A 23530-nucleotide genomic window follows, 5' to 3' on the forward strand; every position below is an offset into this window, starting at 1 on the left:
CGCCTCAGCCCCGAGCTACCCGAACGGATAGCTTTCGATTTGCCGGACATATATGGATGATGTCGTGAAGATGCGGCGACCGACGCATTCGCCGTCCCGCGGAGGAATGACGAAATCTTCGATCGAGTATCGCGGAGATGACAGGGGCTTGGCACCGTCCTGTCGGGAACGAATGCGGGCGGACCCGGAAGGGCGGAGCGATACCGGCAATCCGCGTTTCACGAGAATGAGGACGGACAAGGCGATGATCCAATGAGCGAAATTCTGCTGACCAATGTGCGGATAATCGATCCTGAAGCCGAGACCGTCTCCGACCGCGCCGATCTCAAGGTAAGGGACGGGCGGATTGCCGAGATCGGATCGGCGCTCGACGGCGATTCCATCGAAAGGATCGATGCCGAGGGGCGCTTCCTGATGCCGGGGTTGATCGACTGCCACGTCCATCCCTTCCTCGCCGACACCAATCTCGCCCGGCTGAGCGAGGTGCCGCCGACTCTGATGAGCGCGCGGGCAAGCCATATCCTCGAAGGCATGCTCCAACGCGGCTTTACCACGGTGCGCGATGCGGCCGGCGCCGATTGGGGCATCAAGCAGGCGGTCGAGGACGGCCTGATCCAGGGACCGCGCCTGTTCATCGCCGGGCGCGCGCTGAGCCAGACCGGTGGCCATGGCGATTTCCGCTCGCGGACTGATGACCGTGACGTCTGTCATTGCCAGCACGCGCTGGCCTTTACCTCGCGCATCGCCGACGGGATCGACGATGTCCGCCGCGCGGTGCGCGACGAACTGCGCAAGGGCGCGGACCAGATCAAGATCATGGTATCCGGCGGGGCATCTTCGCCGCACGACCCGCTCGAGTGCAACCAGTACAGCCCGTCCGAGATCGCCGTGATTGTCGAGGAGGCGGAACGCCGCGGCACCTATGTGATGGCCCATGCCTATGGCGCCGACGCCATCCGCGTCGCGCTCGAATGCGGTGTGCGGACGATCGAGCATGGCAACATGATAGACGAGGCAACCGCGGCGCTGGCCGCCGAGAAGGGGGCCTATCTCGTGCCGACCCTGATCACCTATGAAGTGCTTGCCGAGTCCGCGGCAGACAGCGGGTGGAGCGAGGCCATGCTGGCGAAGCTCGCGCGCGTGCGCGAAGCCGGACTGGAATCGATCCGGATCTGTCGTGAGGCGGGCGTCAAATTGGGGCTCGGCACCGATCTGCTCGGCGACAGCTTCGATCATCAGTCGCGCGAATTCCTCGTCCGTTCGCAGGTGGAAAGCCCGGCGCAGATCTTGCATTCGGCGACCCGGGTCAATGCCGAGATATTGGGACGGGAAGGCGAACTGGGCGTGATTGCGGCCGGTGCGATCGCCGATCTGCTGCTGCTCGACGGCAATCCGCTCGACGATCTGTCCGTCCTGCAGGATCAGGGCGCGCACATGCCGGTCATCGTCAAGCAGGGCGCGATCGTCAAAAACCGGCTGTGAAAAACCGGCGCGCCAATGGGTTCGCTGGAGCCTTCCGCCACGATGCTGGCGCGCATCGGCGTCCCCGGCTAACCGTTGGCGAGGCTTTGAGGCGGACGGGCAGATATGGCTGACGAGGAAGAACTGGGCGGCGAAGACGGCTGGATCGTTGTCAGCAAGTTCGCCCCCAGCCGGCCCAATATCAGTCTGGTCGATCGCGCCCGTCTGATCGGTCGGCTCGAAGCCGGCCTGTCCGCCAAGGCGATATTTCTCGTCGCGCCGGCGGGCTTCGGCAAGTCGACGCTGCTTTGCCAATGGTATGACGCGCGGCAAGGCGAAGGCGACATCATCGGATGGCTCAGCCTGGACGAAGCGGATTGCGCGGCCGGGCAGTTTCTCGCCTATATCACCCTTTCCCTGGCGGGCGCGGGTGCCGAACTCGGCCAGTTCGAAGTGGCGGCGCGCAACGGCTTCCCCGATTCCAGGCCGCAAGTGGTTCTGAGCAGCCTGATGCGCCGGATCGCGAATTTTCCCGAGCGCTGCGTGCTGATCCTCGATGACATGCATCTGGCGGCGTCGCCCGAAACCAGCGCGCTGCTGGACCAGATGATCCGCGAGGCTCCGCCCAACTTCACGCTGGTGCTGAACAGCAGGCTGGCGCCTCCGATCGATCTGCCGAGCTTGGTGGCAGCCGGCGATGTCGTGCAAATCGGGCCGGAACAACTGCGATTGACGCAGACGGAATCGAGCGCCGCGCTTGGGGGCCAGATCGAGGAGGCCGTTGCCCGGGAGATATTCGAGCTGACGGAAGGCTGGCCGGTCGCGGTCCAGCTGGCGCGCGTGCAGAAGCAGGCGCAACCCGACTCGGCCTTTCAATCGGGCATTTCATCCGGACTGATCGCTTCCTACCTCACCAAGCAGGTTCTCGACACGCTCGCGCCGGACGTGCGCGAATTCCTGCTCAACATGAGCGTGCTGGAGCAATTCAACGCCTCTCTCGCCGATGCCGTGTGCGGGTCGAACAACAGCCTCGCAATGCTGCGCGCGCTCGAGAGCTTCAGCGCGCTGCTTGTTCCGACCGATGTCCATGGCGGATGGGTGCGGCTTCATCATCTGGTTGCGGAGTATCTGCGCGAAACGCTGCTGGCCGAGGCTCCGGCCCGCGTCGTGGAGCTTTACGGTGCGGCCAGCGCCTGGTTCGAGGCGAACAATCAGCTCATCGCCGCCGTCCGCTACGCGCGGCTGGCGGAGGACGACGAGCTCGTCGAGCGCCTGATACTCGATGCCGGCGGCTGGTCGATCATTCTGACCGAGGGCATCAACGTGATGCGGACCTTGTTGCGGCTGGCGCCCGAACATCTGATCTCCAGCAGCGCGCGGCTGATGATCGCCAAGTCCTATCTGTGCTGCAAAGACGGAAAATATCAGGAGGCGCGAGGGCTTCTCGATGCGTCCGAGGCGCTGCGTCCGGCGGACTCGGGCGACGCCTATGAACGCGATCGGCGCCTGGTGGGCTCGATGATCGGCGCCTATGAGGACACGCGGGACTGGACGGTGCGCACCGCCGCGCGCGACATGCCGAGCCAGCTCGACGAATGGACGCCGCTGGAGGGCGGCACGCTCTTGTGCGAAGCGGCGATAGCGCTGTTCTCGTGCGGCGAACTCGATCGGGCGCAGGACAATATCGAGCTGGCCTTTCGCGAGATGCGGCGCAGCGGATCGGTCCTGGGGCTCAACTATTGCTACATCCACGCCGCCACCCATGCGCTTTATTCGGGGAAATTCGACCTTGCCAAGGCCAACATCGCGCAGGCGCTGGATCTGGCGGAGAATAATTTCGGATCGGACAGCGGACTCAAGAGAATGGCGCAGGTCGTGGATTTCGCGATCCGCACCTGGGCGGGCGAGGTCGAGAAGCCGGAGATCGACGAATTCTCGAGCGTTTTAGGGCACATCGAGAAAAACGACGGCTGGACGGAGGTCTACCTTGTCGGTCTCGATGCGGGCGTGGCGGCATGCGAACAGCATGGCGAGCTGGGTACCGCCGCCGAGCTTTGCGACCGCATGCTCGAGCTTGCAAAGCGCCGCAGCCTCACACGGCTCGAGCGGCAGGCGGTCATCCTCAAGATGCGCGGGGCGTATCTTCGCGGGCATGCGCATGAAGTCGCCGGCCTTGCCGACGAGGTCGGCAATTGGGTCCGGACCCATGATCTCAAGACGTCGCCGCGCGACTGGCAGAATCATTTCATTGCCGTTTCGAACCTGGCGATCGCCCGCAAGATGTCGCCCTCGATCGCGGCGAGCGCCGTGCGGCAGTGCATCCTCGACGGGCGCGAGCGCGGGGCCAGCTTCTTCGAGATCCGACTCCTCGTTTCGGAAGCGTTGCTGCTTTGGCAGCTCGACAAGAAGGAACGGAGCATCGACGCGTTGCGCGAAGCGCTGGCTATTGCCGCGCCGCAGGGAATTCTCGGCCCGTTCATCGGCCTCGAACCGCTCAAGTCGATCCTCGGCGGCCGGAAGATCGAAACGAGCCTGAACCAGGAAAATGTCCTGCTCGTGAATTTCGTGTCGCAGATTCAGAAACGGCGCGGGGAAATGCATCCCCAATCCGGCAACGAGTTGCTGAGCGCGCGCGAGCAGGAGATTCTCGAGCAGCTCGCCCAAGGCCGTTCGAACAAGGAAATCGCCCGAAGGTTCGAGCTGACCGAGAATACGGTGAAGTTCCACCTCAAGAATATCTACTCGAAGCTCGAGGTGAACCGGCGGACGGAGGCAGTCGCCGTCGCGCGCCAGACCAATCTCATCGATTGATCCCGGCCGGATCGAAACGCCGGCACCCCTACCTGTTCGGGTAGGTCCGAAAGACTTCGCCCCTCTTCTCGCCGATCGAACCACCCGATTGTTGCCGCCCGGCCAACATATCCGGTGCTATCGTCGACGAAATAGATCGAGAACCTTTGGGGGTGCCAACAATGAAAAAGTTCCTGCGCGCGACGCTTGCCACCACCGCTCTGGGCCTGAGCGGTGCCTTGATGATGGCGCCGGCCCATGCGCAAGATGCGCGTGCCGAGGCCAACGCCGAAGGTGCCGACAGCAACGTCATCATCGTGACCGCCCGCGGCCGCGATGAATCCCTGCTCGACGTGCCGATCTCGGAAACCGTATTCGACGCGCAGGCGATCGAGGATGCCAACATCCAGCGGGTGGACGATTTCATCGCCCTGACGCCGGGCGTCACCTTCTCGAACTCGCAGGATGCGGGAACGAACTTCATTTCGATTCGCGGCCTGTCCCAGACCCGGAACGGCGAACCGCCGGTCGCGGTGGTGGTCGACGACGTGCTGCAGGTCAATTCGCGCAGCTTCGACCAGCCGCTGTTCGACCTGGAAAGCGTCGAGGTTCTGCGCGGGCCGCAGGGTGCGCTCTATGGCCGGAACGCGACCGGCGGGGCGATCCTCATCAGCACCCGGATGCCGACCAACGACTTCGAGGGCTATGTCAACCTCCACGCCGGTACCGGCGGTGAATATGGCGCCGAAGTCTCGCTGTCCGGGCCGATCGTCGAAGACCGGCTGTTGTTCCGGATCTCCGGTAAATATGTCGATCGCGAGGGCTTTCTCGACAATATATTCCTGGACGACGAGGCGGATTATCTTGAAGATATCGCGCTGCGCGGCCATCTGCGCTTCCTTCCGTCGGACACGGTGACGATCGACCTGCGCGGCTCGATCGTGCGGACGGATGCGGGCTCGCTCAACTTCTCCTATCAGCCGGCGATCATCGATCCGGCATCGGGCCTGCCGACGGCGTTCGATTTCACGATCAACGATGCCGATCTGGTGGCGCGCGATTTCTTCGCCAACAATCTCGGGCTCGACGATCGCGACATCGACCAGCTTTCGCTGCGCGTGAACATCGATCTGGGCTTCGCCGATCTGAAATTCATCTCCGCCTATGACCGGATCACGCAGAGCACGGCAAGCGACCAGTTTCCCTATTCGGCCGCGAGCACGATCACGCCCTCGCCGGCATTTCCGTTCTTCGACGGGACCCAGTCGCAATTCTTCGATATCGAAACCTTCAGCCAGGAGGTCCGTCTGACCTCGAGATCGAACCAGCCTTTCCGCTGGATGGTCGGGGGCTATTATCTGGACACCAACCGGTTCGTTTCATCGTCGATCATGAACGATCTCGAACAGGGGATTGTGCGAATCCGGCGCCAACCGGTGCTCAACCCGTCAAATCCGCTCACCAGCTTCATCGCCGATGACAATGACAACGAGGCGTGGGCGCTGTTCTTCAACCTGGCCTACGATCTTTCCGACTCGCTGGAGCTGTCGGTCGCCGGCCGCTACGATCGCGACAGGCGCGTGCAGAATGTGGACCCCGGTCAGGGGCTCTACGACGGGGCGGGCAATATCATCGCGGCGATCGGGCAGCCCGGCGCTACCAATCGCGCGACGTTCGACCTGTTCCAGCCCAAGGTTACGCTGCGCTACCAGCCGAGCAATTCGGCGACGCTCTACGCTTCCTGGGGCAAGGGCTTCCGCAGCGGCCAGTTCAACCAGAACGGGGTCGGCGCGATCGCCGCCGGCGCCGGCGTGAACGGCGTTACCGACGTGCTCGATCAGGAGGAGACGGAAACCATCGAGGCCGGTTTCCGGGCCGAACTGGGCAGAGGCACGACGGTCAGCGGTGCCGTCTACCGGACCGACCTCAGCAATGCGCCCTACTTCGTCTTCATCGGGGCGGTCAGCGCGCAGGTGCTCGTGCCGATCGACGAAATCGACATCTTCGGCGTCGAGTTCGAAGGTTCGGCCGAGCTGGCCGACGGCCTGACCGCCTATCTCGGCGTCAGCTTCACGGACAGCGATATCGAACGGTATAGCGTCAATCCGGCGCTGGTCGGCAACGAGGCGCCCTATATCGCGAGCAATACGATCAATGCCGGCATCCAGTACCGGACCGATATTTCGGACTCGCTCGGCTTCTTCATCCGTGGCGATTTCGAGAATCGCGGCCGCCAGTTCTGGGATCCGGAGAACAGCACGGCCCGGTCGGCGATCCAGCTGGTCAACGCCCGGGTCGGTATCGAGGATCTGGACGGACGCTGGAGCTTTACGATCTCGGGCACGAACATCTTCGACGAAGTCTACAATTCGGAATTCGTGACCGGCGGCTTTGCCCATGCCGGTCAGCCGGATGCCTTCCGCGCCGACCTGCGGTTCAATTTCTGATGGATGCGGCGGCTGTGCTGCGACGATCCAGCGATCCTCGTGGCGGAGCCGCCCCAACCGGCGAGCGAGCCATGGCGAGGGATATCTACAGCTTCGCGTGCCGATATGGTGCGTTCAGCGTGCGGCTGGACTTCGCGGCTGCGCCCGAAACCTGCGCCTATTTCGCGCGGGCCTTCTCCAGCCCGGATTTCGTCGACGCGAGCATTTTCCGCATCGTGACCCAGGCGAACTCGTCCTTCCAGGCCTCGGTACCGATCGAGGTGATCCAGCTCGGTCTGGAACATGACGGCATGGGGCCGCTCGATCGCGTCACCCATGAGGATACGGACAAGACGGGTCTCAGGCATGTGCGGTGGGCGGTGTCCGCGGCGCGCTACGGCAGGGGCGAAGCGTATCCGAGCTGTTTCATCTGCATGCGCGACGAACCGGAGCTCGATCGCGGCGGCAAGCGGCATGACGACGGCGCGGGGTTCGCCGTGTTCGGCCGGGTGACGTCCGGTTTCGAAACCCTGGAGCGGGTTTTCGCGCAAGCCGGAGGCGAGGATTTTCTGCGCGAGCCGATACCGATCGCGCTGCGCTGACGACGACGGGAACGATCCGGTGTTGCGACACCGACAGAACAGGATGGATAGGATGGCGAAGTACAAAGTGTCGGCGGATATCGGCGGAACCTTCACGGATATCGTGGTGGAGGACGATGCCGGGGCGGTGCGCATCGGCAAGGTTCCCACCACGAAGGAAAACCCGGCTCTCGGCGTGTTGCAGGGCATCGGCCAGCTGGTTGGCGATGCTTCGGAGATCGACTTCTTCGTCCACGGCACCACCGTCGGCCTCAACGCGTTTCTGGAACGCCGCGGCGCCAAGACCATGCTGGTCATGACCGGCGGTATCAGCGACACTTATACGATCGCGCGCGGCCACCGCGAGGAGCTCTATAAGCTGCATTACCGCAAGCCCGAGCAGCTCGTGCCGCGGCGCAATGTCCATGAAGTGCGGGAGCGGCTGGCCTGGGACGGATCGGTCATTGCCGCGCTTTCCGAAGAGGATTTCGCGCCGATCATCGAGAAGGCGAAGGCGGAAGGCTTCGAAGCCATCGCGGTTTGCTTCCTTCATGCCTATACCAATCCGGCCCACGAACTGCGGGCGCGCGAGATCATCAAGGCGGCGCTGCCCGAGATATCGGTCTCGCTTTCGCACCAGGTTGCGCCCGAATGGCGCGAAGTGGAGCGGGCCTCCTCGACCGTGATGGATGCCTATGTCGCGCCGGTGGTCGAACTGTATCTGCGGACGCTCAAGGCCGAACTGGCCGAGTCCGGCATGACCAAGACGGTCCATGTGATGGGTTCGAGCGGCGGCGTGATGACCGATCGCCTGGCGACGGAGCGGCCCATCGCCACTCTGATGTCCGGACCGGTCGGCGGCAGTATCGGCGGCTGCGAGCTCGCGCGGCGCACCGGTATCGACAATCTGCTGTGCGTCGATATGGGCGGAACGTCGTTCGATCTCAGCCTGGTGGTCGATGGCCAACCCGAAATGACCTCCGAAACTGTGCTCGAGGGCCTGCCGCTGCTGATGTCGATCGTCAGCATCGACACAGTCGGCGCGGGTGGCGGTTCGATCGCATGGGTCGAAGCCGGAGGCTTGCGCGTGGGACCGAAGAGCGCGGGCTCCTATCCTGGGCCGGTATGCTACTCGCGCGGCGGAACCCAGCCGACCGTCACCGACGCGAACCTGTTTCTGGGCCGGTTGGGCGACGATTCGCTGCTCGACGGCAAAATGAAACTCGACAGCGAGGCCACAGGCGAAGCCTTGACGCAGCTCGGCGCGCAGATCGGACTGTCCGACCGCGAACTTGCCGAGGGAATTCTGGCCATCAGCAACGCCAAGATGGCCGACGCGATGCGCACGATTACGGTCGGTCAGGGCATCGACCCCCGCGATTTCACGCTTGTCGCGTTCGGCGGCGCGGGCCCGATGCATGCGGTGGAGCTGGCGCGCGAACTCGACATGAAACGGGTGCTGATCCCGCGTTTCCCCGGTACATTCTCGGCTTGGGGCATGCTGCAAAGCGATATCCGTCACGATCTCATGGCCAGCCATATCGGGTTGATGAGCGCTTTGGAGGAAGCGGTTCTCGAAGCGGAATTCGCCGTGCTCGAAGAGCAGGGGCGCGAGAAGCTGCGCGAGGAGAACGTACCGGGAGAAGCGATGGCCTTCGCCCGCTCGGTCGACCTGCGCTATCAGGGACAGGAGTATTCGATCAATGTTCCGATCGAGCGCGGCGATTCCATCGCGGCCGTGCTCGATCGTTTCCACTGGCTCTACGAACGGCGATATGGCCATTCGCAGCCCGAATCCGAGACCGAGATCATCAGTATCCGGCTCGCCGCCACCGGCAGTTTCGAGCATGGTGACGACGGGGCGGCATTCGAGCCGACACCCGGCGAGCCGCAGGTCGGCACGCGCGATGTGATCTTCGACGGCACCAATCACGCAACACCGATCGTGAAGCGCGAGCGCCTCGCGCCGGGCAGCGAGATGGCCAGCCCGGCTATCGTCGAGGAGGAAAGCGCAACTACCGTCGTGCCGCCCGGCTACACGATCGCCATCGACACGTTCGGAAACATGCTCATCGCCGCAGGAGAGAGCGCATGACCACCACCAGCCCGCATACCAACCCGGTCACGACCGAGATCATCCGCAACGCCTTCAACGCGATCGCGGAGGACATGAACGCCTCGCTGATCCGCAGCGCGTTCACCCCGATCATCTACGAGGGCAAGGACTGCGCGGTCGGCCTGCTCGACGAGAATGGCGATGTGCTCGGTCAGTCTCTGGGCCTGCCGCTGTTTCTCGGAAACCTCTCGCTCTGCGTGCAGATCATTGCCGAGATGAAGGGCTGGGACTATTACGAGGAGGGCGACGTCATCCTCCTGAACGATTCCTACATCGCCGGTACCCATCTCAACGACATCACCGTGATCATGCCGATCTTCCGGGAGGGGCAACGAATCGGCTTCGCGACGTCGCGGGCGCATTGGCTCGATGTCGGGGCGAAGGATGCAGGATCGCCGACCGACGCCTTCGAGATCTACCAGGAAGGCATGCGCTGGCCGCCGACCAAGGTTTACCGGCGCGGCGAACCGCAGGATGACATTCTCAATTTCATGCGGGCGAACAGCCGCTTCGGCGACGCGCTGATCGGTGACCTTCATGCGCAGATCGCGGCGGGGCGGACCGGCGAAAAACGGATGCGGGGGCTGATCGACCGCTTCGGCTACGACACCGTCAAGGCTGCGCGCGACGATATCTTTACGCAGTCCTCGGCCCTCGAGCGCGAGGCGATCGCTGCGATCCCCGACGGCGAATACAGCGCGGAGGGCTCGCTCGACAGCGACGGGATTTCCGACGAACCGGTGCCGGTCAGGCTGACCGTGCGCGTTGCGGGCGAGTCGATGGAGATGGACCTGACCGGATCGGCCCCGCAGACGGTCGGCGCGGTCAATTGCGGCTTCACCCAGACGGTTTCCGCCCTTCGGGTCGCATTCAAGCTGCTGGTCAATCCCGAACGTCCCGTCGATGGCGGCACTTTCAAGGCGCTCGAGGTGATCGCTCCCGAGGGGAGCATATTCCATGCCCAGGAGCCGGCCGCCTGTTCATGGTATTTCTCTTCGCTCGGCCTGCTTATCGACATGGTCGTGCGCGCGCTCGCGCCGGCGATGCCAGAACGCGCGGCAGCCGCGCATTACGGCGATTCCATGGTGACGATCTTCAGCGGCAAGGATGCCCGCAACGACGATGCCTTTTTCGTGGCGGTCGAGGCCAATTGCGGCGGCTGGGGCGCGTGGAACGGCCAAGACGGGCAGGATTGCCTCATCAACAACGTCAATGGCAGCTTCCGCGATTATCCGATCGAGGTGTTCGAGCATCGCTATCCGATACGGATCGCCAAATACGGGATCCGCAAGGACAGCGGCGGAGAAGGGGAATTCCGCGGCGGCAATGGCAGTTATCGCGAATATCATCTGGATGGCGACACCAGCCTGTCCTTGTGGTTCGAGCGCTCCGTAACGCGGCCCTGGGGCTTGTCCGGCGGCAAGGAAGGGCTCGGCCCCATGGTGGAGATCGTCACGCCCGACGGTGGCATCCGCGACGATCTGCTCAAGGCCAATGCCATGGCCCTCAAGGCCGGCAGCGTGGTGCGTGTCGCGACTGGCGGCGGCGGCGGTTTCGGCGATCCCGCCCGGCGAAGCGCGGATCGCCTCGAAAGCGACCGCGCCGATCGTTTCGTCAGTTAACAAGCGGAACGCGGTGAGGTGCGTCCGTTCGAATCTGCAGCAAGGCCGATCGATACCGGCCAGCGCTGCTTTGCATCGTAGCAACCAACGTCCGGGTCCGGACTTGGCCGCTGGACGAAAATTACTCGAAAATGGGAAGGGTGGATATGCCTAAGGTTGTTCAATTTCATGAGCTTGGTGGACCGGAAGTCCTGAAGATCGAAGAATGGGAGGCACCTGCCCTGCAGGAAGGCGAGGTCTTGCTCGACATTGCCGCCTTCGCGCTCAATCGGGCTGATATCCTGTTCTTCCAGGGCCTGCACTACACGCTCCCGAGCATGCCTTCGCGCCTCGGTTCCGAAGCGTCCGGAACCATCCTTTCCGTGGGCGAGGGCGTCGACCGGTTCTCCGTCGGCGACAAGGTTTCGACGATTCCCTTCGCCAATGCCCGTTATGGCGTGCACGGCGAACAGGCGGTCATGCACCAGGATTTTCTGGCACGTTGGCCAGAAAATCTCTCGGCGGTGGAGGCAACGTCGATCTGGATGCAGTATCTCACGGCCTATTACCCCATCGTGGAAATCGGCGAAGCGCGTGAGGGAGATTTCGTCCTCGTCACCGCCGCCAGCTCGAGCGCGGGACTCGGCGCGATCGAGATCGCGCGGGATACCGGCGCGAGCGTCATTGCCACCACCCGGTCCGGCACCAAATCCGATGCGATCCTGTCGGCCGGCGCGCATCACGTCATCGCGACCGAGAAGGAAGATGTGGCCGACCGCGTCATGGAGATCAGCGGCGGCAAGGGCGTGCGGGTGGTCTACGACGCCGTGGGCGGTTCCCTGTACGACCGCTATCTCGACGCCCTCGCCGAGGATGCGCGCATCATTCTCTATGGCCTGCTCGACGACGAACCGACCAAGATCGATGTCGTCAAGATGGTGCGGAAGAACTCGATCATGCACCCCTATTCGATGTTCAACGAGGTCCGGCATCCCGCACGGCTGGAGCGCGGAATGGCCTATATTCTCGAGCGGTTGGAGGACGGACGCTTCAAGCCGCGGATCAACGACCAGATTTTCTCGATGGACAACGCCGTTGAAGCCTATCGCTACATGCTCGGGGGCGAACAGATCGGCAAGATCGTCGTGCAGGCGGGCGGTTGAGCCGGCGGCGTCTCCCGGACGCGGGCGACAGGTAGCGCGATGGACGGGCCGCGCTCTTCTGTTGCCGATGTCCTGCCAAGCTTCGCCAACCGTCCACAGTTTCCGATCGGATCTGCCGTGCACAACGCAACCGAACCACGCCCTTTCGCGGATTTCGCGCCGCCGGGTTCGCTTCCGACGCCGTTGCGCAGCGCCATTACCGCCGCCTACCGGTTGCCCGAGGCCGAGGCCGTCCGTCCGCTGATCGAGGCGGCGCGCGTTTCGGATCGTGATCGCGCCGCGATCGCGGCGACGGCGCGATCGTTGGTCGGCCGCCTCCGGCAAAAGGGGCGGCGCGGCGGCGTGGACGGCCTCGTCAAGGAATACTCGCTTTCGAGCCAGGAAGGCGTCGCGCTGATGTGCCTGGCCGAGGCGCTGCTGCGCATACCCGACAATGCGACGCGCGATGCCCTGATCCGCGACAAGATTGCGAGCGGTGACTGGCGCTCGCATCTCGGCGACGGACGCTCGATCTTCGTCAACGCCGCGACATGGGGACTGGTCGTCTCCGGCAGGCTCGTCGCGCCCGTCAACGAACGCGGGCTCGGCGCGTCGCTGTCGGGCCTCATCAAACGCTCGGGCGAGCCGGTGATCCGGAGCGGCGTCAAGATGGCCATGCAGATGATGGGCGAACAGTTCGTTACCGGCGAGACGATTGAAGAAGCGCTCAGACGCGCCCGCCGGAAGGAAGCCGCAGGCTTCACCTACAGCTATGACATGCTGGGGGAGGCGGCGATGACGATGGCGGACGCCGATCGTTACTATCGCGAGTATGAGCGCGCGCTTCACGCTATCGGCAGGGCATCGGACGGGCGCGGCGTTTATGCCGGGCCGGGCATTTCGATCAAGCTGTCGGCGCTCCATCCGCGCTATGCTCGCGCGCAGGCGGGCCGGGTAATCGACGAGTTGATGCCGCGCGTGCGCGAACTGGCGCTGCTCGCCAGGCGGTACGATATCGGCTTCAACATCGATGCCGAAGAGGCCGATCGGCTCGAGCTGTCGCTCGACATCCTGGAGGCGCTCGCCCTCGACGATGCGCTCGCCGGATGGGACGGGCTGGGCTTCGTGGTCCAGGCTTATGGCAAGCGCTGCCCCTTCGTCGTCGACTGGATCGTCGACCTCGCAAGGCGGTCGGGCCGCCGGATCATGGTCCGGCTGGTCAAGGGCGCCTATTGGGATAGCGAGATCAAGCGTGCGCAGGTCGACGGGCTTGCCGATTTCCCGGTTTTCACGCGCAAGGTCCACACCGATGTGTCCTATCTCGCCTGTGCGAGAAAGCTGCTGGCCGCGCGTGATATCGTCTTCCCGCAATTCGCCACGCACAATGCACAGACGCTGGCGACGATCCATCACTGGACCGGTGGCGAATTCGCGGTCGGCGACTATGAGTTCCAATGCCTGCACGGCATGGGCGAAGAGCTTTACGAGGAGGTTGTCGGCCCGGACCGGCTGGACCGCCCCTGCCGCGTCTATGCACCGGTCGGGACTCACGAGACGCTTCTCGCCTATCTCGTTCGCCGCCTGCTCGAAAACGGCGCGAATTCCTCCTTCGTCAACCGGATCTGGGACGAGGGCGTGCCGGTCGACGATCTCGCGGTCGATCCGGTCGAAGAGGCGGAACGGGTCGCGCCTGTCGGATCGCCGCATCCGCTGATCGCGCTTCCGGCGGACCTCTACCCCGACCGCCGCAATTCGCGCGGGCTCGACCTCAGCGACGAGGCGGTCCTTGCCGGACTTTCGCGCGCGCTGCGTGACAGCGTCTCCGTCGATTGGCGGGCTGAGCCGATGATTGCCGGGCTCGCGCTCGCTCGCGAGGCGCAGGAAGTGACGAACCCTGGCGACGCGCAGGACGTCGTTGGCCAGGTGGTCTGGGCGACGCCGGAGGACGCGGCGCATGCCGCGCGTATGGCGGCCGAAGCGTTCGGCGCGTGGGCGCAATCTCCCGTCGAGCAGCGCGCGGGCGCCCTGGAGACGGCCGCCGATCTGATCGAGCAGCGCATGGAGCCGCTGCTCGGCCTGATAATGCGCGAGGCGGGCAAGTCCCTGCCCAACGCCGTTGCCGAGATACGCGAGGCGGTCGATTTCCTGCGCTATTATGCGCAGCAGGCCCGCGCGACCTTCGATGAGAATGTCGAACCGCTCGGCCCGATGGTCTGCATCAGCCCCTGGAACTTCCCGCTCGCAATCTTCACGGGCGAGGTCGCGGCGGCGCTGGTTGCCGGCAACACGGTGCTCGCCAAGCCTGCCGAGGAGACGCCCCTGATCGCCGCGCAGGCGGTCGGCATCCTGCATGAAGCGGGCATTCCCGAAGAGGTGCTGCAACTGGTGCCGGGCGACGGCGCGATCGGCGCGGCGCTGGTCGGTGCGCCAGAGACCTGCGGCGTGATCTTCACCGGATCGACCGAGGTCGCCAAGCTGATCCAGCGGCAGCTGGCGGAGCGCGTTTTGCCGGACGGGTCGCCGCTGCGGTTGATCGCGGAGACCGGGGGGCAGAACGCGATGCTGGTCGATTCGTCCGCGCTGCCCGAGCAGGTCGTGCGCGACGTTATCGCCTCCGCCTTCGACAGCGCCGGTCAGCGCTGTTCGGCGTTGCGCATCCTGTGCGTGCAGGAGGATATCGCCGACGAGCTGCTGACCATGCTCAAGGGGGCGATGGCCGAACTCCGGGTCGGTCCGACCGACGAACTGCGGGCCGATGTCGGCCCCGTCATAACCCGGTCGGCGCGCGAGACGATCGAAGCCCATGTCGACCGCATGCGCCGGGCGGGTCATGCAGTCGAGCGGCTGACGCTGACCGAAGATTGCGCATCGGGCACATTCGTTTCCCCGACGATCATGGAGATCGAGGATATCGGGCAGCTGGGCCGCGAAGTTTTCGGCCCGGTCCTTCACGTGCTGCGCTATGCCCGCCAGGATCTCGGCGCCGTCATGGAACAGGTCAATGCGACCGGGTACGGCCTCACTTTCGGCCTTCACAGCCGCATCGACGAAACCATCGCCGAGGTCACCGCACACGCCCAGGCGGGCAATATCTACATCAACCGCAATGTCATCGGCGCCATCGTCGGCGTACAGCCCTTTGGCGGACGCGACCTGTCGGGTACCGGGCCCAAGGCCGGGGGACCGCTCTATATCGGACGCCTCGTCAGGAATGCGGCGCGCAGCACGACGATCGAACGCGGACCGGTGCTCGATCCCGATTACGAGGAACTCGCTCGGTTCGTAAGGCTCACCGAAGATGCGCCGCCGCCCTACGGTCACAAGGCGCCGCGGCTGGATTCCTTCGTCGAACTCCCGGGTCCCGTCGGCGAGAAGAATCTCTACGGCGTCCATCCGCGCGGCCGCGTTCTGCTGCTGCCGGCGACGGCCGAAGGGCTGCGCGACCAGCTGCTCGCCATCTTCGCGACGGGCAATCTGCCGTTCCTGCCAGGCGATACCGCAACCCGCGCGCTTGCCACTGGCCTTCCCGCAACGGTGGCGCAGCGCCTGCAATGGACGCCGGACTGGCAGGCGGAGCGGCCCTTCGCCCAGATCCTGATCGAGGACACCGGCGAGGACATCCGCCCTTGGCTCAAAGCGGTGGCGGACCAGGACGGACCGATCCCGATCGTCCAGCTCGGCATCGGCAAGGGCGGATACCGGACCGACTGGCTGCTCGAGGAAATCGCCGTTTCGATCGACACGACGGCAGCGGGGGGCAACGCCAGCCTGATGGCGGTGGCGTAAGGGATGCCGGGTCCGAAAGACGCCGGCGCGCTGATCGGGACGATCGGATAGCCGATCTCAGAAGCGGTATTTCGCCGACAGCTGGACCCGCTGGAGGTTGCCCGACAGTCCTGATTCGAGTTCGCGGCGCGCGTACATATATTCGACTCCGAGATCGAGCGGGGGCACGGGGCTGTAGATGATGTTACCCATCGCGTTCCACACCTCGGCGGTCACGCCGAGCCCAGTCAGCGCGACGGGATTGTCGGCGCGGAAATAACTGCCCGCGACGGTCGAGCGCAGTTCGTCGCTCCAGACATGGCGGAACGCCGCAAAGCCGGAATAGGTGAAGATCGGATCGAGATCGCCGTCGGGCGTGATCGCCGCATCGTTGACGATGTTGAGGCCGATATAGCGGCCCAGCCCGTCGCCGACCGTCGCCATGAAGCGGAAATCGTCGCGCGGGCCGAGCGGCACGCGCCCCGAGACACTGACGCCGTAGCCGATCGCGCTGTCGGTCCCCGTGCCGAAATCATCGTCGGACACGCGCAGCGTGCGCAGGATGCCGGCGATCGCCAGCCCGTTGAAATTGTAGCGGGCGACGATATCGGGCAGCGTATCGTCGCCGGGTAGCACCCGGCTGCCGTCCGGCGCGGTCACCGTCGTCTCCGGCTGTTCGACCGCGATCTGCAGCCCGCCATTGGTATAGCGGACCATGGGCTGGCGGACGAAGACCGTGCCCGGCGTCGTCCCGATGAAGTCGAGCGTGTCGGGCAGGGCGCCGACATTCTGGAAGGTCGACCAGGCCTGGCCCAGCAGCCAGTTGTCATAGCTGATATAGGCTTGGCGGACGCGCGGCGCATAGCTGTTGGAGATGCGCTCGTCGCCGCCGTCCGTGACCTGGAAATCGAGCTCGATATGCGAGGACAGCGTATGATCGTCGCCGACTTCGGTGACGGTGTCGAAGAAGAAGCGGGTCTGGCGGGCGTTGAAATCGGTATCGAACCCGGAAGCCGGACCGCCGACCGGGATCGCCGCCGGAATCAGAAAATCGCGCAGGATGCTGCCGCCCGGGATCTGGCCGCCGCTCGTGCGCTGCGTCACCGCGTCGACCTTCACATAACCGCCGAACGACACGCGCGTGCCGCCGACGCTGAAGCCGAGCCCGCTTTCCTCCTCGGCCTCGGCCATCTGCGCTTCCATCGCATCCGTTCGCGCGGCGACGTCCCTTGTTTCGGCTATGGCGCGGCGGGTTTCGGTGGCGATCAGCGCGTCCTGCTCGGTGATCCGCCCTTCCTGCCGGGCGATCCGTTCGATCAATCCCTCGACCAGCGCTTCGAGCCGGTCGAGCCGTTCGTCGACGCTGCTCTCCTGCGCCGTCGCCGGCATCGCCGTCATCGCGGTGGCGGCGAGCAGGCCGGCCCGGAACAGGGCTCTCATCGCTGTCTGCATCTGTCTGTCCTCTCCAAGACGTCGCTGTCGGGAAAGGATGGCGGGCATCATGGGGGCGGCGAAATTGGCAATAGGTCTTAAGACCAATGTCGGTATCCGATCCCGCGCCCTTATCCGCTACGATCCACTCCTGTTGCGCCGCGATGCCCGCGACGGGCCGGCGACAGATAACGGGGAGAGGCGGACATGAACGTGCAGATGACCGAGAGAAAAGACGTCGAGCCAGGAGACGGCGCGATCGCCGCGCCGGCGGACCCGCACACGCATTGCGCGCTGGCCGATTACGAAGCGCTCTACGCGCGCAGCATAGAGGATCCCGACAGCTTCTGGGCCGACCAGGCCGAGCGGCTCGACTGGTTCGTCCGCCCGACCCGGATCGCCGGCTGGTCCTTCGACCCGGTGTCGATCAGATGGTTCGAGGACGGCGTCCTCAACATCTGCCACAATGCGGTCGACCGCCATGTCGAAGCGGGCCGCGGCGGCGATGTCGCGCTGATCTGGGAGCCGGACGAGCCGTCCGACGACGGGCGCTCGCTGACCTATGCCGAGCTGCAGACCGAGGTCGTCCGCATGGCGAACGCGCTCAAGGCGCTCGGCGTGGAGAAGGGCGACCGGGTCACGCTCTATTTGCCGATGATCCTCGAAGGCGCGATCGCAATGCTCGCCTGCGCCCGGATCGGCGCCGTCCATTCGGTCGTCTTCGGCGGCTTCTCGCCCGAAGCGCTCGCCGGACGGATCGAGGATTGCGAGAGCCGGTTCGTGATCACCGCCGATGCCGGCCGGCGCGGCGGCCGGACGGTGCCGCTCAAGGCCAATGTCGACGCCGCGCTCGATCATGCGGGTGTGGAAGTCGATGCGGTGCTGGTCGTGCGGCATGTCGGCGAAGAGGTCGCGATGCGGGAGGGGCGCGACCGCTGGTATCACGAGATGGCGGACGAAATGGAGGACAGCTGCCCATGCGAGCCGATGGCCGCCGAGGACCCGCTGTTCATCCTCTACACCTCGGGCTCGACCGGCAAGCCCAAGGGCGTGGTCCACACCATCGGCGGCTATGCCGTCTGGACGGCGACGACATTCCATTACGTTTTCGATTACCGGCCCGGAGAGATCTACTGGTGCACGGCCGATATCGGCTGGGTTACCGGACACAGCTATATCGTCTACGGGCCGCTCGCCAACGGCGCGACGAGCCTGATGTTCGAGGGCGTACCCAGCTATCCCGATCATGGCCGTTTCTGGGCGATCGTCGCTAGGCACAAGGTCAACATCTTCTACACCGCGCCGACCGCGATCCGGGCGCTGATGCGCGAGGGCGAGAGCCCGGTGCAGGCACATGACCGCTCCTCGCTGCGGTTGCTGGGATCGGTCGGCGAGCCGATCAATCCGGAAGCCTGGCGCTGGTATCACGCAACGGTCGGCGACGGCGAGCGGCCGATCGTCGATACCTGGTGGCAGACCGAGACGGGCGGCATCATGATCACCACGCTTCCCGGCGCGCACGCGATGAAACCGGGCAGTGCGGGCCGGCCGTTTTTCGGCATCCAGCCGCAGCTCGTCGACAATGAGGGCGTGGTGCTCGACGGCGCGAGCGAGGGCAATCTGTGCATCACCGCCAGCTGGCCGGGCCAGGCGCGCAGCGTTTATGGCGATCACGAGCGGTTCGAGCAGACCTATTTCTCGACCTATCCCGGCAAATATTTCACCGGCGACGGCTGCCGGCGGGACGCGGACGGCTATTACTGGATCACCGGCCGGGTCGATGACGTCATCAACGTGTCGGGCCACCGGATGGGCACGGCCGAGGTCGAAAGCGCGCTCGTTCTGCACGCCAAGGTCGCCGAGGCCGCGGTCGTCGGCTATCCGCACGATATCAAGGGCCAGGGCATCTATTGCTATGTCACGCTCAACAGCGGCGAGGAGCCGGGCGATGCGCTGATGGCGGAACTCCGGCAGCATGTGCGCAGCGAGATCGGGCCGATCGCGACGCCCGATTGCATCCAGTTCACGCCCGCGCTGCCGAAGACGCGGTCGGGCAAGATCATGCGGCGGATTTTGCGCAAGATCGCCGAGAACGAATTCGGCGCGCTCGGCGATACGTCGACGCTCGCCGAGCCGGACCTGGTGGACGGATTGATCCAAGGACGGCAGAACCGGTAGGCATGACCGCACCCGTCATCATCGCCGACGATCATCCGCTCTTCCGGGGCGCTCTGCGACAGGCGGTCGAAGGGACCTGGCCCGATGCCGAGGTGATCGAGGTGGCGACCGCCGGGGCGGCGCGCGAGGCGGCGGAAGGGACCGCCGCCCAATTGCTGCTGCTCGACATCCACATGGCCGATAGCCGGGGCCTGTCGGCGCTGCTCGAATTTCGCCAGGATTTCCCGGCCATACCGGTCGCGATCGTCTCGGCGAGCGAAAGCCCGGCGGTATGGCAGGCGGCCCGGCGGCTCGGCGCTTCGGGCTTCATTCCCAAATCGGCCGATCTTGCGGCGATGAAGGAGGCGCTCGCGGCGATCGGTGCCGGCGATCTCTGGTTCCCCGAGGATGACGGAGGGGCGGATTCGGATCTCGCAATCTACGACAAGCTCGCCAGCCTGACGCCGGCCCAGCGGCGCATTCTCGGCTATCTGAACCAGGGCCTGCTCAACAAGCAGATCGCGTTCGAGATGGACATCACCGAGGCGACGGTGAAGGCGCATCTGACCGCGCTGTTCCGCAAGCTCGGCGCGGTGAACCGTACCCAGGCCGTGCTGATCGCCGGCAAGCTCGATGTCGACGAAGCCGCGACCGACCTGACGCGCTAGGCGATCGCCCGTTCCGCGACGAGCCGGCTCAGCAGCGCGCGCAGGACCGCGGCCGGCACGGGCTTCAGCAGCCGCTCGGCGCCGATCGCCTCGGCCGCCGCCTCGGTGAGCGCGCCGTCTTCGGCGGTCAGCAGGATGGCCGGAGGGCGGGCACGCCATGCCGCGCACAATGTTTCGTAGAGGCTGTCGCCGGTCAGTCCGTCATCGAGCCGGTAGTCGATCACGACCAGGTCGGGTTGCGCCTTGCCCACGGCATCGGCTTTGCCCGCGGCGATCTCGCAATCGACGCCCCAGCGTTCGAACAGCGCGAGGATCGCCTCCCGCGCCGCCGGATCGTTGTCGATGCACAGGACGCGCATATCGGCCAACGCGGCGGGCGCGGGCGAAGCCGTCATCGCGGCCGGCGGCGGTTCCGCCGCTTCGAACCGCGCCGGCAAGACCAGACTGAAACAGCTGCCGCGGCCCTCGACGGACTGCACGGCCACCTCGACGTCCAGAAGATCGGCGATCCGCCGGACGATGGCGAGCCCGAGCCCCAGCCCGTTCGCGCCCCGCTCTCCGGCAAAGCGCGAAAACTCGTCGAAAATCTGTGGCTGGTTGTCCTCCGGGATGCCGATACCGGTGTCGGCCACGGTGATCGCGATGCCTCCGGCGCGCCGGCGGCAACCGACCAGCACGCCGCCGCTATCGGTATAGCGCACGGCGTTGGCCGTGAGATTCTGGAATATGCTCAGCAGCAGGCCGCGATCGGTTTCGATCCAGGCGCTCGACCGCACGGCCCGGAAGCGCAATCCCTTGGCCTCGGCCCGCGCGGCGAATTCCGATTCGATCTCCTCGATCAGGTCGTTGATCGGAAAGCGCGTCGGGCGCGGCTCGAGGCCGCCGCCGTCCAGCTTCGAAATGTCGAGCAGCGCGCGGAGCAGCTGGTCGGCGGATCCGATCGAGCGATCGATCCGCTCGAGCAGTTCGCGCGCCTTGGCCTTTTCGAAGCCGTTCTCGCCGCCAATCTCCTCGGCCAGCGCGGAACTGAACAGCCGGGCCGCGTTCATCGGCTGGACGAGATCGTGGCTCGCCGCGGCGAGGAAGCGGGTCTTGGATCGCGTCGCGCGCTCGAGCGCCCGGTTGGCCGCGACCAGCTGCTCGGTGCGCTCGGCGATCTTCGCTTCGAGCGCCAGTTCAGCCAGGCGGTCGGCGGTGATGTCGGTATAGCTCGTCACATAGCCGCCATTGGGCGCGGGCCGGCCCTGGATGCGCAGATAGCGGCCGTCGGGCTGTTCGCTTTCGGCGCTGTGACGGCGGCCCGCGCGCAGATGGGCGATCCGCCGCTCGATCTGGCGCTCGCATTCCGCGCCGTCCAGCCCCGCCTTTCGGAGGTTGAAGCGGATCAGATCGGCGATCGGCCGACCGGCGGTGACGAGTTCGTCGGGATAGCCGAACATCTCGACATAACGGCTGTTCCACGCCGTCAGCCGGAGATCGCGGTCGACCAGCGAAACGCCCTGGTCGATATTCTCGATCGCGATTTCCAGCGTATCGGCGCTGAACTGCAGGCGCTGCGAGGTCTCTCCGAACATCGCGACGACGTCCTCGAGCGCCAGCGGGTCGCCCTCGAGCGTGGAAACGACCAGCGCGCGGGCCGAGGAGGCACCCAGGATACCGGAAATCTGACGTTCGACCAGCGCGGCGATATCCGCGTCCGCCGGATCGGAATCCGCATAGGGCCGGGCGCTGCTCACCCGCAGCGCGTCGATCGCCGTGCGGCTGCGCTCGGGGCCGGCGATCTCGGCGAGCAGCAGGCGGAGGTCCGCGACCCGGGCCTTGGTCGACAGGCGGGCGGCGCCGGCGGGCGACGGACGCGAGGAGACGAAGGCGGCGGCCTGGGTGCGGTCGACAAGGTTCGCCTCGCCGAACATCGAGAAGAGCAGGAGCAGCGCGATATTGGCGCCGAGGCTGATCAGCACGCCGGAGACCAATATGTCTTCGCCGATGATCGCAGGTGGCGGCGCGTCGAGATAGGCGGGAACGAACAGCAGAGTTAGCCAGGCGGCGAAACCGGCGACCAGCCCGGCGATCATCCCGATGCGGTTCGCGCCGCGCCAGTAGAGCCCGGCGACGAGCCCCGGCGCGAACTGCGCGGCGGCGGCGAAGGACAGCACACCGAGCCCGGCGAGCAGTGTCGCCTCGTCGATCGAGCGGTAGTAGAAATAGGCGAGCGCCAGCAAGGCGGCGATGGTCGCGCGCCGGATCCGCAGCAGCGCCGGACCGAGCGGTATGTCGCGCCGGCCGCGCCGCATCCGCCCGCGATAGGCGAGCGGCACGATGATGTCGTTGGTGATCATGCTCGACAGCGCGATCGTCGCGACGATGATCATGCCCGTCGCCGCCGAGAACCCGCCGATAAAGGCGAAGATCGCGAGCCAGTCGGCATCGAACCGGAGCGGCAGCGCCAGCACCGTCATGTCCGGGCTGACGCTGCCTTGCGGAAACAGCGCGACGCCGGCCATCGCGATCGGGAACACCGCCAGCGAGGTCAGCAGCAGATAGGCCGGGAAGACCCAGCGCATCGCGCGGTCCGGCCGGTCGGTCTGCGCCTCGACGACCGTCATGTGGAACTGGCGCGGCAGGCAGAGCGCGGCGCAGGCCGCGATCAGGACGAGGACGGCGAACCGCATGTCGATCTGCGACAGGCTGAAGATCGGAGCCGGGGCGGCGCGGGCGACGGCGGAAGGTTCGGCATAGAGCAGGATCGCCGCGAATATCGCCACCGCGCACAGCGCCAGCAGCTTGATCGCCGCTTCGAGCGCGATGACGAGGACCATGCCGCGATTATGCTGGGTCAGGTCGATCCGGCTCGTGCCGAACAGGACCGCGAACACCGCCATCGCGGCGGTGACCGCGAGCACGACATCGTCGGTCCGGAAGGTGGCGGCGATATCGGGCGACAGCGCGAGCAGTGTCTCGCCGACCGATTTGAGCTGCAGCGCGATATAGGGCAGCGCGCCGATCGTCGCGATGACCGTGACCAGGGCGGCGATCGACGCGCTCTTGCCGTAGCGGGCGGACAGGAAGTCGGCGATCGAGGTGCTGTGCTGCGCCTTGCCGATGCGCAACACCCGGCGGACGATCGGGTAGCCGACGGTGAACAGCAGGATCGGCCCGAGATAGATGGGCAGGAACTGCCAACCGGTTGCGATCGCCGATCCGACCGCGCCGTAAAAGGTCCAGCTCGTGCAGTAGACGGCGAGCGACAGGCCGTAGATCCAGCCCATCCGCCGGTCGCTCCACCGCATCCGGCCGAGATCGCCGGCATGGGCAAGCAGGAACAGCCCGGCGCAATAGAGGATCGCCGTCGCCAGCGCGATCCAGATCGCCATAGTTCATCCTCTCCGTCC

Annotated in this window: 12 protein-coding genes; 10 read left to right on the forward strand and 2 right to left on the reverse strand. The window is 65.5% G+C overall.

From position 1 onward, the window contains the following. Nucleotides 1-252: 252 nt before the first annotated feature. The 8 genes from ACTS1X_RS13405 (at nucleotide 253) to putA (ending at nucleotide 15903) form a co-directional block, all read left to right on the forward strand. Nucleotides 253-1482 (forward strand): amidohydrolase family protein, encoded by a 1230-nt coding sequence (locus ACTS1X_RS13405; RefSeq protein WP_442614908.1) that lies wholly within the window; start codon nucleotides 253-255, stop codon nucleotides 1480-1482. 105 nt (nucleotides 1483-1587) lie between these two features. Beyond that, nucleotides 1588-4272 (forward strand): LuxR C-terminal-related transcriptional regulator, encoded by a 2685-nt coding sequence (locus ACTS1X_RS13410; RefSeq protein ID WP_442614909.1) that lies wholly within the window; start codon nucleotides 1588-1590, stop codon nucleotides 4270-4272. A 161-nt stretch (nucleotides 4273-4433) separates the two neighbouring features. Beyond that, a complete protein-coding gene (locus ACTS1X_RS13415; protein WP_442614910.1) occupies nucleotides 4434-6698 on the forward strand; it encodes a TonB-dependent receptor in 2265 nt (754 codons plus the stop codon). Nucleotides 6699-6769: 71 nt separating this feature from the next. Then, the gene (locus ACTS1X_RS13420) at nucleotides 6770-7279 is read left to right on the forward strand and encodes a peptidylprolyl isomerase (protein ID WP_442614911.1); all 510 of its coding nucleotides are present in this window, start codon (nucleotides 6770-6772) and stop codon (nucleotides 7277-7279) included. A 52-nt stretch (nucleotides 7280-7331) separates the two neighbouring features. After that, nucleotides 7332-9353: a hydantoinase/oxoprolinase family protein gene (locus tag ACTS1X_RS13425; protein ID WP_442614912.1), complete on the forward strand. Its 2022-nt coding sequence runs from the start codon at nucleotides 7332-7334 to the stop codon at nucleotides 9351-9353. Continuing rightward, nucleotides 9350-10996: a hydantoinase B/oxoprolinase family protein gene (locus tag ACTS1X_RS13430; protein WP_442614913.1), complete on the forward strand. Its 1647-nt coding sequence runs from the start codon at nucleotides 9350-9352 to the stop codon at nucleotides 10994-10996. The genes ACTS1X_RS13425 and ACTS1X_RS13430 overlap by 4 nt, the downstream gene beginning before the upstream one ends. Nucleotides 10997-11142: 146 nt before the next feature. After that, nucleotides 11143-12138 (forward strand): zinc-dependent alcohol dehydrogenase family protein, encoded by a 996-nt coding sequence (locus tag ACTS1X_RS13435; RefSeq protein ID WP_442614914.1) that lies wholly within the window; start codon nucleotides 11143-11145, stop codon nucleotides 12136-12138. A gap of 117 nt (nucleotides 12139-12255) precedes the next feature. Continuing rightward, nucleotides 12256-15903, forward strand: a complete 3648-nt coding sequence (putA, locus tag ACTS1X_RS13440) for a trifunctional transcriptional regulator/proline dehydrogenase/L-glutamate gamma-semialdehyde dehydrogenase (RefSeq protein WP_442614915.1) — start codon at nucleotides 12256-12258, stop codon at nucleotides 15901-15903. A gap of 57 nt (nucleotides 15904-15960) precedes the next feature. Here putA and ACTS1X_RS13445 read toward each other — a convergent pair whose 3' ends face one another. Beyond that, nucleotides 15961-17334, reverse strand: coding sequence for a DcaP family trimeric outer membrane transporter (locus tag ACTS1X_RS13445; RefSeq protein WP_442614916.1), 1374 nt, complete (start codon nucleotides 17332-17334; stop codon nucleotides 15961-15963). 186 nt (nucleotides 17335-17520) lie between these two features. Here ACTS1X_RS13445 and acs point away from each other — a divergent pair, with 186 nt between their 5' ends. Both acs and ACTS1X_RS13455 read left to right on the forward strand, forming a co-directional pair. After that, complete coding sequence (gene acs, locus ACTS1X_RS13450) at nucleotides 17521-19491, forward strand: acetate--CoA ligase (RefSeq protein ID WP_442614917.1); 1971 nt, start codon at nucleotides 17521-17523, stop codon at nucleotides 19489-19491. Between the two features lie 2 nt (nucleotides 19492-19493). Further along, nucleotides 19494-20138, forward strand: a complete 645-nt coding sequence (locus tag ACTS1X_RS13455) for a response regulator (protein WP_442614918.1) — start codon at nucleotides 19494-19496, stop codon at nucleotides 20136-20138. Here the strand turns inward: ACTS1X_RS13455 and ACTS1X_RS13460 are convergent. Then, complete coding sequence (locus ACTS1X_RS13460; RefSeq protein WP_442614919.1) at nucleotides 20135-23512, reverse strand: hybrid sensor histidine kinase/response regulator; 3378 nt, start codon at nucleotides 23510-23512, stop codon at nucleotides 20135-20137. The genes ACTS1X_RS13455 and ACTS1X_RS13460 overlap by 4 nt on opposite strands. Between the last annotated feature and the right edge of the window lie 18 nt (nucleotides 23513-23530).

The organism is Parasphingopyxis sp. (genome assembly GCF_052168275.1).
Taxonomy (GTDB): domain Bacteria; phylum Pseudomonadota; class Alphaproteobacteria; order Sphingomonadales; family Sphingomonadaceae; genus Parasphingopyxis.